This window comes from Rhizobium sp. BK418, assembly GCF_004341105.1.
Taxonomy (GTDB): Bacteria; Pseudomonadota; Alphaproteobacteria; order Rhizobiales; family Rhizobiaceae; genus Rhizobium.
Map to the genome: position 1 here is coordinate 231195 of NZ_SLZK01000004.1, position 16080 is coordinate 247274.

A 16080-nucleotide genomic window follows, 5' to 3' on the forward strand; every position below is an offset into this window, starting at 1 on the left:
TGAAGGAGGGGAGGCGGCGGTAAACCACGCCTCCCTGCGATTAGAGCGAACCGTCGGCGGCGGCCTTCATGTAGGTCTCGGTGAAGCGCAGCTTCACATTGCCGGTATCGCCAAGAACCTTGCCATCAGGCATTTCGATGCCGATGACATCGGCTGACGGCGCACCGTTGCCGAGCAGCCCTTTTTCGAAGAGAAAGTTGCGCACCAGATCCATAGTCTTCGGCAGGCTCGGCGAGGCGGTGAAGGCAACGGCATCTGCCGGCTTGTCGAAAAGCTTGGTGGCGGCGAGTTGAGCGTCAAAGCCGGCAAGATCAGTGCCGGATGCCGAACCCATGGCCTCGCGGGCTGCCTTGCCCTCGGCGGTTTCGGCGCGCAGCAGGGCGGCCGTCTCGTACCAGATGCCGGCAAGCGCCTTGCCGAAGTTCGGATTGTCTTTCAATACGCCGCTATTGGCGACCATCAGGTCGATGATTTCGCCCGGCACCTGCGAACTGTCAAAAACCTTCTTGGCCGTGGGGTCTTCGAGGATGGTGGAGACCAGCGGGTTCCAGGTGACGACGGCGGTAACGTCTGGTGTCTTGTAGGCCGCGACCATGTCGGCGTCGGAGGTGTTGACCACCTTAACGTCACGCTCCGTCAGCTTGATGCTTTCGAGCGCGCGGGCGAGCAGGTAGTGCGAGACGGAGAATTCGACGAGGTTGACGTTCTGGCCCTTGAGATCGGCAAGGGCAGTCTTGTCCTTCAGGATGACCGCATCATTGCCGTTCGAGAAGTCGCCGACGATCACCGCTGTTGTATCGACGCCGCCGGCGGCCGGGATCGACAGGCCATCCATGTTGGTCAGCGTCACGGCATCGAAGGCTCCCGCCGTGTACTGGTTCATCGACTCCACGTAGTCATTGAACTGTGTGACATCGATCTTGATGCCGTATTTGTCGGCCCATTTCTTGACGATGCCGTGATCTGCGGCATAGCCCCAGGGCATCCAGCCGACATATATGGACCAGGCGACCTTGAATTCGCTCTTCTGCTCGGCCGTGGCGATGGAGCTGAAACCCAGCGCCAGCGACGCCGAAAGGGCGGTGATGGAAAGGATCTTCGAAAAAGTCTGCATTGAAATTCCCCTTTTGCTTTTCTTCAAAAGGGATCGGCAATGACCATCGTGCCGCCAATCCCTTGGCTTACGAGGTCTCCCGGGCTTTTGTCCCGCCGTGCACCCGACAGGATTTCTCCCCCGCCGGTGATGGCTCTCGGACCAGCCGCGCTTCAGAAAGCGCCGGAACCCTAGCCACCAACTCTGTTCATATCGAAGCAAGCGCTATGCCAGATCTTACATCCGGTTGATTTTTAATGATAAAGTTACGTTTCCTGCGGAGCGTTGCTTAAAAAGTGCATCCAGTTGCTCAATGAATGTGCATCTGGAAATAGAATTGGACCTATGTCGAGCATTGGCCTGAATACCCGCGGACCCAGAAAGTCGCGCAGGTTGCCCATCTTCGGATAGTGCGGCGCTCCTATTGAAATGGCTGCGACAGTCTAGTTTAAATTGTTGAATCGTGGAATATGATCGAATAGTTGCATTTCCGAGGCGGTCGTCGGTGCGGCTTCGGATGGGATCAGCGATCATCGGGCCAGCTTTCGAATGACGACTGCCCAATGGTTTCGTCACCGACGCCAGTTGACTCGAACATCGGTCGATGAGGTAGCGCATGGAGGTTGCAAATGTCTCGCCATAAGCTGTCTTTCGTTCTCGTGCTTGCATCGCTGCTTGCTGCCCAGACTGTAGAAGCGGACGGTCCCGGCGGTGTTGCCCGTAGCTTCAAGTCGGCACCAATATTCCTTTATATTTCCGAAGGACGCCGGACTGCCGCGCCCTTTGCGCACGTAATGTTTTGTGCCCGACATCCGGATGAGTGCTCTGTTCGCGGTAAAGCTTCGCAAATCCTGCTGAGCCCTTTTGCAGACAAGCAGCTTCACGCTGTTAACGCCTCGGTCAACGGCTCGATTCGTCCGGTCGACGAGCAGTCCGATCAGGGCGATGTCTGGCAGGAGAACGTCGAGTCCGGCGATTGCGAGGATTATGCGCTGACAAAGCGTGACCACCTGATCGCGCTGGGCTGGCCGTCGAAAGCATTGCGCATTGCCGTCACCAAGACGTCCAGCGGCAAAGGCCACGCGGTCCTGGTCGTCAGGACCGACCGTGGCGACCTGGTGCTTGACAACCGTACGAATGAAATCAGGGACTGGAAGGATGCCGATCTTCGCTGGCTGATGATCCAGTCTGGCGAAGACCCGCGCGTATGGTTCGAACTTTAGATCCAGCGGACCGGTTTCCGATGCCGGCTTCGTTCGGTGACATCGCGTTCGAGCTCATCGAGCCGTGCAAGACAGCAAGGCGGCCCTATTCTCCGGTAAAGATGACCATGAAGCGCTTGCGCGACCGTTCGATATGGTCGCGCATCGCTGCTTCGGACGCAGCCGAATCCCGTTGCTTGATGGCGAGAATGATGCGGGCATGTTCATCGTTCGCGTCGGATGTCGCGCGCGAATGAAAATAAAGGCGGAACAGATGCACATGCGTGTGCAGGCGCGTCAGCGTTTCGTGGATGAGGCCGTTCCCGCTGCCGAGTGCGATCATGTCGTGAAAGGCGCCGTCGCTCTGGGCGAACCGACCATAGGCTAGCCGCGCATCCTCTTGCCGGATGCTACGCATTTCGCCATCGATGGCTTCGAGAGAGGCAATCATCTCCTCACTCATCATTTCGGCGGCGCGAGCTGCGGCGAAAGGTTCGACGAGCAGCCGCAGTTCGTAAAGTTCCTGCAATCGGTAGCGATCCATCTGCGGGGCCGCACTGTAGCCGATCAGATGCGTCTTGACGACGAGGCCTTGAGCTTCCAGCCGCGAAAGCGCTTCGCGGATCGGCGTCTGCGAAACCCCGAGCTCGCGAACGAGGTTATCGACGGATATACGGCCTCCGGGTGGAATCTTGAGCGACATCAGCTGCGCATAGATGGCGCTGTAGACCTCGTCTCCAAGGCGCGGCGGGCGACGCAGCAGGCCGGTCTCGTTTCGAATTGAGCCGTTAATCTCTTTTGCCATTCTCGATATGCTCCCTTGACGCCAAATCCTCCTATCAGCATAGTGGCCTCGCTGCAATCAGATATCCGATCGGATTTTACGTCGTGACTGTTGTTGATGCCGCCCGTCTCGCGAATCTTGCTGACTGTGCTCTTGAGAGGGCTGGCGTCCCTAGTGACCATGCGATCCAACAGCGCGATCTGCTGATGGAAGCGGAATTGCGCGGCGTATCGTCCCATGGGCTGTTGCGGCTCGACCGTATCATCCGGCGTATCCGGAATGGCGTGACCAATCCGAAGGCGCGCGGCAGCCACGAATGGCGGGGAAGCGCCTTCCTCGCAGTTAACGGCGAACGGGGCCTTGGGCCTGTGATCGCCAATGCGGCGCTGGAGGCCTTAAAGACGAGGGCGACGGAGACCGGCGTCGCCATTGGCGCCATCCGCAATTCCAATCATATCGGCATGCTTGGCTGGTACGCCGAACGTATCGCCACGGACGGCTTCACCATCATCGCGCTTTCGACCAGCGAGGCGCTGGTGCATCCATGGGGTGCCCGCAAGGCCATGCTCGGCACCAATCCTATCTCCATCGGCGTCCCGACCGGCGGTCAGCCATTCATGATGGACACCGCAACCAGCTTAGTCTCTATGGGCGAGATCCACGATCACGCCAGCCGCGGGCAAGCGATTCCGCCCCATTGGGCGCTCGATGCCGACGGCAATCCGACGACCGATGCCAATGCGGCAAAGAACGGCTCGATCGCGCCCTTCGGACAGGCCAAGGGCTATGCGCTCGGCCTCGGCTTCGAGCTTATGGTCAGCAGCCTGACGGGTGCCGCGCTCGGCCGTGACGTCCGTGGCACGCTTGACGATACCAGCGTCTGCAACAAGGGCGATCTCTTCATCGTCATCGACGGCCCGCGCCGCGACCTGCAGGCATATCTTCAAGACATTCGCAATGCACTGCCGGCGGAAGGCTTTTCCGAGGTGCTCGTCCCGGGCGAGCGTGGCCGCGCCTGCCGCGACAAGCGCTTGAGCGAAGGCGTCCCGATCGCGGACGAGGTCTGGGAACGCCTACAGGTATTGGCCGGCGTCAAGGCCGCGGCATAGAAATTCAGGAGGTTTGGATTTGTCGCTATTTGGAGCCATGCGCACACCGCGCAATCTCGTCTTCGGGGCGGGTCAGCGCGGCGCACTTCCAGGCTATGCGGCCAGGCTCGGCCGCCGTGCGCTCGTCGTTACGGATGCCCGCTTGAGTGAAGACGCCGATTTCCGCAGGCTCATGGATGGGCTGAAGGCCGCAGGCGTCGAGTTCAGCATCTTCGACGGCACGATTGCCGAACTGCCGCTCGAATGTATCGCCAAGGGTGTCGAAACCGGCAAGGCCTTCGGCGTCGATCTTGTCATCGGAATCGGCGGCGGCAGTTGCCTCGATGCAGCCAAGGTCGCGGCCCTGCTGCTCGCCCATCCCGGCAAGGCCTCGGACTACTACGGCGAATTCAAGGTTCCTGGGCCCGTCCTGCCGCTCATTCTGCTGCCGACCACGTCGGGAACCGGTTCGGAAGTGACGCCGGTCGCTGTGATCACCGACCCGGACCGGGCGATCAAGGTTGGTATCGCCAGCCCGCACCTGATCTGCCATACCGCGATCTGTGACCCCGAACTGACCTATTCTTGCCCGCCCGTCCTGACTGCCGTCTCCGGCGCGGATGCGCTGACGCATGCAATCGAAGCCTATACGACGATCCGTCGCCAGCCGACGGCAAGCATCGTCCACGAGCATGTCTTCCTCGGCAAAAATGCCTTGAGCGACGCCTATGCGCTGATGGCGATCTCCCACATTTCCGCCAGCCTGAAGCGCGCGTGTGAGAACGGCAATGACCGGGAAGCCCGCGAACGCCTGATGTTAGGAGCCACCGCCGCCGGGCTTGCCTTCGGCACGGCCGGGACGGCGGCGGCGCATGCCGTGCAATATCCCGTAGGCGCGATGACGCATACCGCACATGGAGCAGGGGTGGCCGTAATGATGCCCTATGTGATGGAATTCAACCGCAGCTATTGCGAACTGGAGCTTGCCGAGATCGGCCAGGCGATGGGGCTGGAGCTTGCGGACAAGTCCATCTCCGAAAGGGCTGACGCCACGATCGATGCTGTCGCCACCATCTTCGCGTCCATCGGTATCCCGAAAACCATTGCCGATCTAGGCATCGTCGTGGCGCAACTGCCCCAGGTGGCTGAACAGGCCATGAGCAGCGCCCGGCTGATCAAGAACAATCCGCGTCCTCTCGACCTGACGACGATGGCGATCCTGGTGAACGCTGCCTTCACAGGCGATAGGGCCCGCCTGAGAGCCAACGCAGGTGCACGAAAGATAAACTGACGATGACAATGACGCAGAAGATTACCCCGCAGGTCGGTTTCGATCTCAAATCTGTTCCGACCGATCTTTTCATCGGCGGCAAATCGCGGGACGGTTCGTCCGGCAAGCGTCTCGATGTCTTCGACCCCTCGACCGGTGTGGTGATCGCCGCTGTGGCGGACGCCTCGATCGAGGATGCGCTCGATGCTGTGAGTGCCGCTTACGAGGCTGGACCGGCCTGGGCAGCGACGGCTCCGCGCAGGAAGTCGGAGATCCTGCGCCGTTGCTTCGAGTTGATGATCGAAGGCAAGGACATGCTTGCCGAGCTCATCAGCCTAATGTCTATACACGCGATCTCGCCCGCGGCCTGCGCGTTTCGAAGCGACTGGAGGCTGGCATGATCGGCCTCAACCGCGGCATCGTCTCGGACCCGCCGCGCCATTCGGCGGCGTCAAGCAGAGCGGCCTCGGGCGCGAAGGCGCTCATCACGGCATCCTGGAATCTTCGGAGACCAAATATATCGCGGCCACCTGGTAGGCCGCATTAGGGAGGAAGAACATTGAAGATTACCAAAGTTGAACCTTTTCAGATAACGCTTGGCGAAGGTGCCGGCTCATCGAAGAGCGCGTTCGTCCGCATCGAGACGGAGGATGGCGAATTTGGCCTCGGCGAAGCCTCGCCCATGCAGGGGGGCTATGCCTCGCTGGTCGTCATCGCCCGGGACATGGCGCCGTTTCTGGTGGGCAAAGATGTTCTCGATCATGCGGTTCTGCTCGATCAGCTTTTTCATCGCTGCGTGAAGCTCGGACCGGAAGGTATTACCACTGCGGCTCTTGCCGCTCTTGATATTGCTCTTTGGGATCTGAAGGGAAAGCTGTTCAAGCAGCCTGTCTATAAGTTGCTCGGCGGTGCCTGGAAAACCAGCCTTACCTGCTATTCATCGATCGGCGGTAACGCGGCAAGAACGGTCGACGAGGTTGTCCGCATCGTCGAAAGGCGCGTCGCCAAGGAAAATCCAGCTGCCGTCAAGATCCGCTGGGACGGCGACCGTAGCCGTCAAGATGTCGATATCCCCGGCGACATCGCCAAGGCAAAAGCCGTGCGCAAGCTGCTCGGTGATGATTTCGTTCTCGGCTTCGACGCCAATAATGGCTATTCCGTCGGCGGCGCCATGCGCGTCGGCCGCGTCTTGGAGGATCTGGGCTACACCTGGTTTGAGGAGCCGGTGCAGCACTATAACGTCCGCGCCATGGGTGAGGTCGCGCAACGGCTCGACATTACCGTCTCGGCCGGAGAACAGACCTACACGTTGCAGGCCCTGCGCGATCTCATCGATGCAGGTGTCCGTATGGTCCAGCCCGACATCGTCAAGATGGGCGGTATTACCGGCATCATGAAATGTGCAGCCATCGCACATGCCGCCGGCGTCGAGCTCGTGCCGCACCAGACGCAGCCGACCGTCGGCCATCTCGCCAATATTCACGTTCTCAGCACCATCATGCATTTAGCCAAGCCGGTTGAACTGGCGGATAACTGGGAGAGAGGAGCTCCCGTATTTGTCAATCCATCGGAGCCGAAGAACGGCCGGTTCGAACTGCCGCAGGCACCGGGCCTCGGTATGGAATTCGATGCCGCTGAAATGGAGCGGCGCAAAATCGCAATACAGCATTAGCCGCAGCAACACTATCCTTGGGAGGAAGGAAATGAGCTCGTCACGCAGAGAATTTCTGATTCAGTCCGGACTGGCCGTCACGACGGCCGCCGTCGCTTCGACGATCGGTCTGGGCAGAGCCCGAGCCGGCGATATGGATACGATTTCGATCGCGCTCGCATCCCGCGCACCGGTCGGCCTCAATCCACAACAGACTGGCCTGAACGGTGGTGACAACTGGGCGGTCAACCAGCTCTTCGACACGCTGGTGAAGCCGCCGGAGGGTCGTTGGGCCGTCAAGCCGGATGAATTCCTGCCGAGCATTGCTGAGAGTTGGGAATCGTCGGCCGATGCCAAGACATGGACGTACAAGATCCGCAAGGGCGTCAAATTCCACAAGAACTACGGCGAGGTCACGGCCGACGATGTGGTCTTCACTTTCCAGCGGCAGCTCGACCCCAAGCAGGTGACGGCAAACAAGGTGATCTACGCCAATATCGCCAGCTGCGAAGCCGTCGATCCCATGACCGTCCGCTTCACCCTGAAGAGCCCTGACCCGCTCTTCAATGGAAGCTGCGCTTCCACGCTCAGCGTCTCGATCTTGTCGAAGAAGGCATTCGAGGAAAAAGGGGAGCGGTTCAATACCGACGCGATCGGTACTGGGCCGTATCAGCTTCAAACCTTTGATGCCAATGACGGCCTTCTTCTCACTGCCTTTCCTGAACACTTCGACGGACCGCCGGCGACCCCCAACCTTCGCATTACCTTCATCGCCGATACGACCGCACGAACGCTCGCTTTCGCGGCCGGCCAGGTCGACATGATCGAAGGCGTGCGCGCGCCGGGATGGATCGAGACGATGAAGCAGCGGTCGGCTGACACCATCTTCGACGCGACGGCTCCTGGCTCGCACAACACGCTGAACATCAATCTGACGCGTAAGCCGCTGGACAATCTGAAGGTCCGTCAAGCGATCCGCTATGGCATCGACAACGCGGCGATTGCCGCCGCTTTCCAGGGCATCGCAAGCCCGATGGTCGGAATTATCGCCTCGCAATTTGCAGGCTCGGTAAAGGTGGCGGATCTGCCTGCGGAACTGCAATACAAACCGGATCCGGCAAAGGCCAAGGCACTGCTTGCCGAGGCGGGCTTTCCCAACGGCGTTACCATTCCCTGCTATGTCAGCCAGCGGGAAGACTATGCCTCGATCATGCTGATGATCCAGGAGCAGTTGCGCGCCTCCGGTATTACGCTCGACCTGAAGATCATCGATCACACCACGTTCCACTCCGACAATCGCCAGGACAAGAACGCGCTCGCGCTTTATTCCTCGAGCTTCCCGCCGGTTCCAACGCTGACGCTCGCATCGCAGCTCGCCGCTTCCGCGGAGGTCAAGACTGACGGCAAGGGTGGCGGCAATTACAGCCACTACGGCGTCGCTATTCCCGGGATCGACGACCTCCTTGCCAAAGCGCAGAACGAGCCGGACTTCGACAAGCGCATCGCCCTCATTCAGGAGGCGGAGAAGAAGGTGCTGACGGACCTGCCGCTGCTTGGGATCATCGCGCTGTCCTACGTGATCGCCAGGAACCCGCGGGTCGATATCGGCTACAAGGTCGAGTCGGGACCGGCCTATTGGTCGCTCGCAAAAGCCAAACGCGTCGGCTGAGGCGGGATCGTCCTGTTTGGTTGAGGATCGGTGGCGGTCGCTAGCCGGCGTACGGCAGACGGTGCACCGCTACTCCATCAGCTCCTCTCTAAGCCAGTTGCGGAAGAGGCGGAACGTTCTGGATCGGAGCTTCGATTCGGCGAACAGGAAGAAATAGTGTTCGTGTACCGTTTCGTTTTCGAAGAGGGCGACGAGCTGGCCGTGGGCGAGCTCCTGCTCGACCAGCCGGCGGCGTACGATGGCGATACCGAGACCTTCGACGGCGGCGGTCGGTTCAAGCCCGGAGCTTTCCATGTCGATGAAGCGCGTATGGGCGAAGATCCTTGGCGCGCGGGGGCCGAGCCAGCGTTCCCAGTTGCGGGTGAATTCGGCCGAGCGCAAAAGTGTATGGCACTCCAGATCCTCAGGTGTTTCGAGTTTCGGGGCGCGGCGCAGATACGAGGGGCTACAGACCGGTGTCAGGTCGGCGTCGCCGAGCATTTCACAGACGAAGCCCTTGCGGCTGACCGCTTCGCCGACATGAATCGTGCCGTCGACGCTCTCGATGTCCTGAGCGCTGGTGACGAATTTCACCACGATATCGGGGTTGCGGGCATAAAGTGTGCCGAGCGCCGGCATGATGCATTTTTGCAGGAAGACGCGCGGGCTGCCGATTACCAGCGGCCGCCGTTCGATGCCGACGGCAAGATCGCTCGTCACACCGCGGATCGCATCGAGCGAGCCATGAATTTTCGCCCAGTAGACCTCACCGGCAGGCGTAAACGAAATGCGCCGATGCGAGCGCTCGAAGAGATCGCAGCCGAGAAAGGTTTCGAGATTCTGAATTTGCCGACTGACGGCGCCGGCCGTCAGGCAGAGTTCGTCAGCCGCCTTGGCGATGCTCATGTGCCGCCCGACCACCTCGAAAATCGGCAGCGAGGTCATCGGCGGCAGGCTCCGCCCCGGTCTCTGCACCATCCCTCATCCTCCTCGTCTTCTCCATAACTTTTCGTTGAGAAAAACTCAATCGAGAGGAAAAAAATTCGATTTTTTGCCTCCTGGAGCGGCATTACGGTTACTGCAGGAATGAATGGGAGGAGAACAATGAAACGCCTGTCACTGGCAAGCCTAGCCGCAGCGCTTGCAACCGCCACCGCACTCGCCGCCGTTCCGGCCTCGGCCGAACAATTGCGCGTCGGCCTCGCCGCGCTCGCGACCTCGGTCGATCCGCACTTCCACCGCGCCGGCTACAATTTCGATCTTCGCGAAAACGTCTCGGATGCGCTTGTCTATGCCAACGGCGTCAACGGCAGTGTCGAACCGCGCCTTGCGCAATCCTGGCGCATCGAAGGCGACACGAAATGGATCGTCACCTTGGAGCCGAAGGCCAAGTTCGATGACGGCAATCCGCTCGGCGCCGACGACGTGATCTATTCGCTCTGCCGGGTGCGCAACGTTCCGAACAGCCCCGGTCTCTTTTCCAGTTTCATCGCCACGATCGCGGGCATCAAGGATATCGGCGACGGAAAGATCGAGATCGACACCAAGAAGCCCGATCCGAACCTTCTGCGCAGCCTCAGCAATATCGGCATCGTCGAAAACCCCACGGGCCGTACGCTGGCCTATGACGACAAGACTTGCGGCAATGACAACTGGCTGGATACGGCCGGCTTCAACAATGGCAAAATCTCGCCCGGTATTGGCCATTACAAGGTCAAGACGTTCACACCCGATGTCGAGATCGCGCTGGAGCGCAACGAACAATATTACGGCACGCCCGCCGCCTACGATACCGTGCTGGTCAAATCGCTGCCCGATAACAGTGCCCGCATCGCTGCACTACTCGGTGGCTCGGTGGACGTCATCAATGCCGTGCCGATCAACAGCATCGACAGTATCCAGTCCTCCGACAAGCTGCATCTTTCCTCCATGCCTTCGACGTTGTTGATCTTCCTGCTGCCAGACCAGGGCCAGGAACCGACGCCGAAAGTTTCCGGCACGAATGGCAAGAACCCTTTCCTCGATCCGCGCGTGCGCCGGGCGCTGAGCCTCGCCATCAACCGCGACGAAATCGCCGAGAAGATCATGGGTGGCATGGCGCAGCCGGCGAGCCAGATCATCGTCGACGGCATCTTCGGACATAATCCGACGCTCGAACCCTACCCCTACGATCCGCAGGAGGCAAAGCGCCTGCTCGCCGAGGCCGGCTATCCGAACGGCTTCTCGCTGACGCTGAGCGCGCCCAGCGACCGTTACGTCAACGGCGCGCAAGTGGCTCAGGCAGTCACGGCCATGCTTTCGCAGATCGGACTCAACGTGACGCTCGAGACTTTCCCGCTCAGCATCTACTTCACCAAGGCGAGCGCCTACGAATTCAGCCTCTATCTCGCGGGTGCTGCCGCCGATACCGGCGAAGGCCTCAGCCAGATGATCAACGTCGTCGGTACCCGCAATCCGGATCGCGGCTGGGGCGGCGCCAATCGCGGCCGCTATTCGAGCCCGGTGACCGACAAATTCCTGGAAGAGGCGCAGTCGACGCTCGACGACGCCAAGCGTGACGAACTGCTCCGCTCCGCCGTCGCCCAATCCCGCAAGGACGAGGCTTTGGTGCCGCTCTATCACGAGTTCGGCGTCTGGGGTGTGCGCAACGGCGTGCATTTCGATGCCAATGCAAACCTGACCAACATTTTCTACACAGCGCGTCCCGAATAACGCGCGGTAACTTGGCAAGGCGGCTTCGTTCCGCCTTGCCCCTTTCCTCACGAGAGTTCGAAGCCAGATGGGTACTGAATTCAACGACGCGCTCGCGTCGCAATACGACTATCGAGGACTGCGGGAAGCTTTTGCGGCACCTGCGCTCTACCAGGCTTTCCTTGATGTCGAGAAGGCCGTGGCGCTCGCTCAGGGGGAGCTCGGCATGATACCGTCGGCCTCCGCCACTGTTATCGCCGGCCATTGCCGCTATGAATGTCTCGACATGCAGAGGCTCGAAGTCTCCTACCGCACGACCCGACATCCGTTGATGCCGCTCATCAACGAACTCCTCAGGCTCTGCGGACCCGAGCACGGCGGTTACGTCCACTGGGGTATCACGACGCAGAACGTCATCCAGACAGGTCTGCTCCTGGTCGCCAAGCGTGCGCAGACGGTGCTTGACGGACTGTTCGCCGATATCCTGCGTCATCTCGGACGCCATGCGCGCAACCACGCCAATACTGTCATGGCGGCGCGGACCCATTACCGCCACGCCGTGCCAATCACCTTCGGCTTCAAGGTCGCCGTCTGGATCGAGGAATTCCTGCAGGCCGCGGACCGGCTGAAGGAAGCCGAAAAGCGGGCTTTCGTGGTCATGACTGGCGGCGCGGTCGGCTGCTTCTCGGCGCTCGGCCGTGAAGGCCCTGCCTTCCAGTCGCGTGTCGCTGCCTTGCTCGGCATGGGGGAGATGGCAATTCCCTCGCGGGCGATCCGCACGCATATGTGCGAATATGTCAATGCACTGAGCCTTGCGGCCTCCGTCTGCCATAAGATCGCCGAGGAGGTCTATCAGAGCGCATCGGAAGAATACGGAGAGTTGCATGAGGGTCGTATCGAAGGCACCATCGGCTCCTCCACCATGCCGCAGAAGATCAACCCCATCCTCTGCTACGGCATCGTCGCCAACAGTAACAGGCTCTATTCCTGCGCCGGCATGCTGATGGCGACAGCACACCGCCCCTTCGAGTCGGACGGAAGCGCCAATCAGATGTTCGAGGACGGACTGGCCGAGGTCATCAACGCCATTTCCGAAATCCTCGTGCGGACCGAACTTCTGGTGCGTGACCTCCATGTCGATCCGGCACGGATGCGGGCCAATCTCGACCTGTCGCATGGTTCGATCTTCGGCGAATATGCCATGATGCAGCTCGGCAAAACGCTCGGCAAGCATCGGGGCCACGAGCTGGTGCATGACGCCGCGATCGCTGCGGCCGATGGCAAGTCGCCGTTCCTGGAGGAGCTTGCGCATCTGCCGGGTGGCGCGCAGCTCGCCTCGGATATCGAAGGCCGACTCGAAAAGGGCAGCATCAGCGGCATCTGCGCCGAATATGCGCAGTATTATGGATCACTGGCCGCTGATATCGCGGAGGCGATCCCGACGGCCGAAGCGCGCAACATCAACGTCTACCTGAGGGCCGACCGCTGATGCTCCCCTTCGTGCTGCAACGCCTGCTGCAAAGTATAATCGTCGTCCTTGTTCTGTCGGTCGTGCTTTTCGTCGGTGTCTGGATGATCGGCAATCCGGCCGATATCCTGATCTCCTCGGAAGCCTCCGAGACGGACAGGCTTGTGGCGATCACCGCGCTCGGCCTCGACAAGCCGCTCTGGCAGCAATATCTCGTCTTTTTGAACAATGCGGTACATGGCGACTGGGGCGCCTCCTTCGTCTACAAGGAGCCGGCGGTCAGCATCATCCTGCAGCGCCTGCCGGCAAGCCTGGAACTCGGCGCGGTCGCCTTCGTTATCGCGATCGCGATTTCTGTGCCTGCCGGGCTTTATGCGGGGCTGAGACCACAATCGCCGATCGGCCGCGGTATCATGGCCTTCTCGCTGATCGGCGTCAGCATTCCCACCTTTTGGCAAGGGATGCTGCTGATCGTCGCCTTCGGCATTGCGCTCCCGATCCTGCCCGTCGGCGACAGGGGACAGGTCGCCACCCATCTCGGCATCACCACCAGTCTCTGGACGCTCGATGGCTGGTCGCACATCGTCATGCCGGCCTTTAGCCTGGCGCTTCTGAAGATGTCACTCCTGATGCGTGTCACGCGCGCAGCAACGATGGAAATCTCGCGCCTCGATTTCATCAAGTTCGCCTATGCCAAGGGCGTGCGCACCCGCAAGGTCGTCGTCGGCCATATCCTGCGCAATGCGCTGGTGCCGCTGATCACCGTCACCGGCATCGAACTCGGCAATCTGCTCGCCTATGGCGTCATCACCGAAACAGTCTTTTCGTGGCCAGGGCTCGGCAAACTTCTCATCAACTCAATCAAGGTTCTCGACCGACCGCTGATCGTCGCGCAGCTCACCTATACGGCGCTACTCTTCATCGCCATCAATTTCATCGTCGATATCCTGCATATGGCGATCGATCCGCGCGTCAAATCCGTTCTGAGGCGCGCATCATGAGCACTACCGGTTTCAGGGACTTCGTGCGGCGTTTTGCAGAAAGCCGCAGTGCCGTCATCAGCCTTCTCATCTGTCTCGTCTTCGTGTTCTGCGCGCTCTTTGCGCCGCTGATTTCACCCACCGATCCTTACGACCTGACCAAGCTGCAGCTTTCGGATGCGCTGAAGCCTGCCGGCTCCAAACACGTGTTGCGCGGTGAAGAGATCCGCGCCGATTTCCGTATTGAAGGAGCCGCGATCTCGGCCCAGCCCGCCGCGACGGTCCAGACCCGCGAGACGATCGTCACGACGTCCTGCGGCGAGAACTGTCTGAGCGTCGGCATCCAACCGGAAGGCACGCCGCTCGCCAGCCTGCAGATCCGCAACCTGCCGGCGGGTGTGACAGTCGAGGGCGGCAAGAAACACATCGCCCAGCCCTGGTGGACGGTTACCAATCCCGAGGGCGGCAAGGTCAGGCTGACCGGAACGCTTCCGACGAATTTCAGCTTCGTCGCCATCGCGAAGTCGATGGATCAGGAAACCGGCTTCGTCTTCCGCCTCGGTACCGACAGCTTCGGCCGCGATATGCTTTCGGCGATCCTTTACGGCATCCGCATCAGCGTCTTCGTCGGTCTCGTGGCGGCGGGCTCCGCTTTGGTGATCGGTACCGGTCTCGGGTTGCTTTCTGCCTGGCGGGGCGGAGTGACAGACGCGCTCATCATGCGCGCCGTCGACTTCATGCTCGGCCTGCCGGCACTGCTCGTCGGTCTGGCGATCCTCGCCATCCTCGGTAACGGCGTCAGCAAGGTGGTGCTCGCCATCGTCATTGTGCAATGGTCTTACTATGCGCGCACGGCACGCTCCTTCGCCATGAGCGAGCTCGGCAAGGAATATGTCGAGGCGGCCCGCTGTCTGCGCCTTTCGCCGATGCGTATCATGCTGCGTCACGTGCTGCCGAACTGCATGCCGCAGATCATCGTGCTCTTCACGCTCAATATCGCCGCTGCGATCTCGCTGGAATCCTCGCTGAGTTTCCTCGGCGTCGGCCTGCCCCTGACCCGCCCTTCGCTCGGGATGCTAATTGCCAGCGGCTATGAATTCATCTTCTCGCATAAATACTGGATCAGCATCTATCCGGGTGTTGCCTTGCTGGTGATGATCGTCGCCATGAACCTGCTCGGCGATCGGCTGCGCGATCTCAACAATCCGCGACTCGACCGCTAGAGGAGCCGGAGATGACAAAACCCTTCTTTCAGGTCGACGGCCTCAATACCTGGTTCTTCACCCGTCAGGGAGTGATCAAGTCGGTGCGCGACATTTCCTTTAATCTCGGCCGCGGCGAAGTGCTCGGCATCGTCGGCGAATCCGGCTCGGGCAAATCGGTGACCGGCATGTCGATCATGGGCCAGATCGACGAGCCCGGCCGTATCGTCTCCGGCTCGATCATGCTTGACGGCGAGGAACTGACCGCGCTCAGTTTCAAGGAGATGCGCCCCTATCGCGGCCGGAAGATTGCCATGGTCTTCCAGAACCCATTGATGACGCTGAACCCGCTGATGCGGGTGCGGGACCAGATGTATGAGGCGATCGGCGAGCACGAAAACGTTTCCCGCAGGGAAATGCACGACCGTTGCATCGAGGCGCTGAAAGCGGTCGGCATTCCCTCTCCCGAAGAGCGGCTGAACGCCTATCCGCACGAAATGTCCGGCGGCATGCGCCAGCGCGTCGTCATCGCCACTGCTCTCTTGATGAATCCCGACATGATCATCGCCGACGAGCCGACGACGGCGCTCGACGTCACCATCCAGGCGCAGATCATCTACCATATCCGCCGCCAGATCGACGAGCGTGGCCTCGGCATGATCTGGATCACTCATGATCTCTCGACGCTTTCCGAACTCGCCGACCGGATCATGGTCATGTATGCCGGCGCGACGATGGAAGTCGGCACGACCGAGGAAATCATCGGGGCGGCGCGCCATCCCTATACCCGCAAGCTTCTCGATTCTGTGCCTTCGCGCAACGTGCCGGGCGAGAAGCTGAAGCAGATCCCGGGCAACATGCCTTCGCTGCTGACGCTCGGAAAGGGCTGTCCCTTCGCGAGCCGCTGCGAGCGTGCCACAGCGGTCTGCAATGAGCCGGTGTCGGCGACGGAGGCATCTGCCACGCACCGCATCTGGTGCTACCACCCATTCGAGGACTGAAA

14 protein-coding genes, 1 pseudogene and 1 riboswitch are annotated in these 16080 nt (G+C 60.5%); of the genes and pseudogenes, 12 read left to right on the forward strand and 3 right to left on the reverse strand.

Features of this window, described 5'->3' with window-relative positions; all coding sequences use genetic code 11:
* Positions 1-40: 40 nt before the first annotated feature.
* Positions 41-1114 carry a putative urea ABC transporter substrate-binding protein gene (locus tag EV281_RS18025; protein ID WP_132654746.1) on the reverse strand — a complete coding sequence of 358 codons (1074 nt, stop codon included), beginning with the start codon at positions 1112-1114 and terminating at the stop codon, positions 41-43.
* Positions 1115-1188: 74 nt separating this feature from the next.
* Positions 1189-1299: riboswitch (guanidine-I (ykkC/yxkD leader) on the reverse strand.
* A 423-nt stretch (positions 1300-1722) separates the two neighbouring features.
* Between EV281_RS18025 and EV281_RS18030 the strand changes: the two genes are divergently transcribed.
* Positions 1723-2316: a transglutaminase-like cysteine peptidase gene (locus EV281_RS18030; protein WP_132654747.1), complete on the forward strand. Its 594-nt coding sequence runs from the start codon at positions 1723-1725 to the stop codon at positions 2314-2316.
* Between the two features lie 85 nt (positions 2317-2401).
* Here EV281_RS18030 and EV281_RS18035 read toward each other — a convergent pair whose 3' ends face one another.
* Complete coding sequence (locus tag EV281_RS18035) at positions 2402-3100, reverse strand: GntR family transcriptional regulator (protein WP_132654748.1); 699 nt, start codon at positions 3098-3100, stop codon at positions 2402-2404.
* Positions 3101-3183: 83 nt separating this feature from the next.
* Here EV281_RS18035 and EV281_RS18040 point away from each other — a divergent pair, with 83 nt between their 5' ends.
* From EV281_RS18040 to EV281_RS18065, 6 genes and pseudogenes are all read left to right on the forward strand, one after another.
* Positions 3184-4188, forward strand: coding sequence for an Ldh family oxidoreductase (locus tag EV281_RS18040; protein WP_132654750.1), 1005 nt, complete (start codon positions 3184-3186; stop codon positions 4186-4188).
* Between the two features lie 19 nt (positions 4189-4207).
* Positions 4208-5458: an iron-containing alcohol dehydrogenase gene (locus tag EV281_RS18045; RefSeq protein WP_132654752.1), complete on the forward strand. Its 1251-nt coding sequence runs from the start codon at positions 4208-4210 to the stop codon at positions 5456-5458.
* A 2-nt stretch (positions 5459-5460) separates the two neighbouring features.
* The gene (locus tag EV281_RS31450) at positions 5461-5838 is read left to right on the forward strand and encodes an aldehyde dehydrogenase family protein (RefSeq protein WP_132654754.1); all 378 of its coding nucleotides are present in this window, start codon (positions 5461-5463) and stop codon (positions 5836-5838) included.
* 72 nt (positions 5839-5910) lie between these two features.
* Positions 5911-5974 (forward strand): annotated as a pseudogene (locus EV281_RS31680) (hypothetical protein); the annotation flags it as partial.
* A 22-nt stretch (positions 5975-5996) separates the two neighbouring features.
* Positions 5997-7109 (forward strand): mandelate racemase/muconate lactonizing enzyme family protein, encoded by a 1113-nt coding sequence (locus tag EV281_RS18060; protein WP_132654756.1) that lies wholly within the window; start codon positions 5997-5999, stop codon positions 7107-7109.
* Positions 7110-7140: 31 nt separating this feature from the next.
* Positions 7141-8757, forward strand: coding sequence for an ABC transporter substrate-binding protein (locus EV281_RS18065; protein WP_165911919.1), 1617 nt, complete (start codon positions 7141-7143; stop codon positions 8755-8757).
* A gap of 69 nt (positions 8758-8826) precedes the next feature.
* Here EV281_RS18065 and EV281_RS18070 read toward each other — a convergent pair whose 3' ends face one another.
* Complete coding sequence (locus EV281_RS18070; protein ID WP_132654760.1) at positions 8827-9714, reverse strand: LysR substrate-binding domain-containing protein; 888 nt, start codon at positions 9712-9714, stop codon at positions 8827-8829.
* Between the two features lie 126 nt (positions 9715-9840).
* Here EV281_RS18070 and EV281_RS18075 point away from each other — a divergent pair, with 126 nt between their 5' ends.
* The 5 genes from EV281_RS18075 to EV281_RS18095 all read left to right on the forward strand — a co-directional run bounded on the left by EV281_RS18075 (position 9841) and on the right by EV281_RS18095 (position 16078).
* Positions 9841-11448, forward strand: coding sequence for an ABC transporter substrate-binding protein (locus EV281_RS18075; RefSeq protein WP_132654762.1), 1608 nt, complete (start codon positions 9841-9843; stop codon positions 11446-11448).
* A gap of 67 nt (positions 11449-11515) precedes the next feature.
* Positions 11516-12916: an adenylosuccinate lyase family protein gene (locus EV281_RS18080; protein ID WP_132654764.1), complete on the forward strand. Its 1401-nt coding sequence runs from the start codon at positions 11516-11518 to the stop codon at positions 12914-12916.
* Positions 12916-13896 (forward strand): ABC transporter permease, encoded by a 981-nt coding sequence (locus tag EV281_RS18085; protein ID WP_132654766.1) that lies wholly within the window; start codon positions 12916-12918, stop codon positions 13894-13896. The genes EV281_RS18080 and EV281_RS18085 overlap by 1 nt, the downstream gene beginning before the upstream one ends.
* A complete protein-coding gene (locus EV281_RS18090) occupies positions 13893-15098 on the forward strand; it encodes an ABC transporter permease (protein WP_132654768.1) in 1206 nt (401 codons plus the stop codon). The genes EV281_RS18085 and EV281_RS18090 overlap by 4 nt, the downstream gene beginning before the upstream one ends.
* An 11-nt stretch (positions 15099-15109) precedes the next feature.
* Complete coding sequence (locus EV281_RS18095) at positions 15110-16078, forward strand: ABC transporter ATP-binding protein (protein WP_132654770.1); 969 nt, start codon at positions 15110-15112, stop codon at positions 16076-16078.
* Positions 16079-16080: the final 2 nt, after the last annotated feature.

Bases quoted from the DNA above. Each gene is read 5' to 3' on its own strand.
- EV281_RS18025 (WP_132654746.1), bottom strand. From the start codon at position 1,114: ATGCAGACTTTTTCGAAGATCCTTTCCATCACCGCCCTTTCGGCGTCG.
- EV281_RS18085 (WP_132654766.1), top strand. From the start codon at position 12,916: ATGCTCCCCTTCGTGCTGCAACGCCTGCTGCAAAGTATAATCGTCGTC.
- EV281_RS18035 (WP_132654748.1), bottom strand. From the start codon at position 3,100: ATGGCAAAAGAGATTAACGGCTCAATTCGAAACGAGACCGGCCTGCTG.
- EV281_RS18070 (WP_132654760.1), bottom strand. From the start codon at position 9,714: ATGGTGCAGAGACCGGGGCGGAGCCTGCCGCCGATGACCTCGCTGCCG.
- EV281_RS18095 (WP_132654770.1), top strand. From the start codon at position 15,110: ATGACAAAACCCTTCTTTCAGGTCGACGGCCTCAATACCTGGTTCTTC.
- EV281_RS18030 (WP_132654747.1), top strand. From the start codon at position 1,723: ATGTCTCGCCATAAGCTGTCTTTCGTTCTCGTGCTTGCATCGCTGCTT.
- EV281_RS18080 (WP_132654764.1), top strand. From the start codon at position 11,516: ATGGGTACTGAATTCAACGACGCGCTCGCGTCGCAATACGACTATCGA.
- EV281_RS18065 (WP_165911919.1), top strand. From the start codon at position 7,141: ATGAGCTCGTCACGCAGAGAATTTCTGATTCAGTCCGGACTGGCCGTC.
- EV281_RS31450 (WP_132654754.1), top strand. From the start codon at position 5,461: ATGACAATGACGCAGAAGATTACCCCGCAGGTCGGTTTCGATCTCAAA.
- EV281_RS18075 (WP_132654762.1), top strand. From the start codon at position 9,841: ATGAAACGCCTGTCACTGGCAAGCCTAGCCGCAGCGCTTGCAACCGCC.
- EV281_RS18090 (WP_132654768.1), top strand. From the start codon at position 13,893: ATGAGCACTACCGGTTTCAGGGACTTCGTGCGGCGTTTTGCAGAAAGC.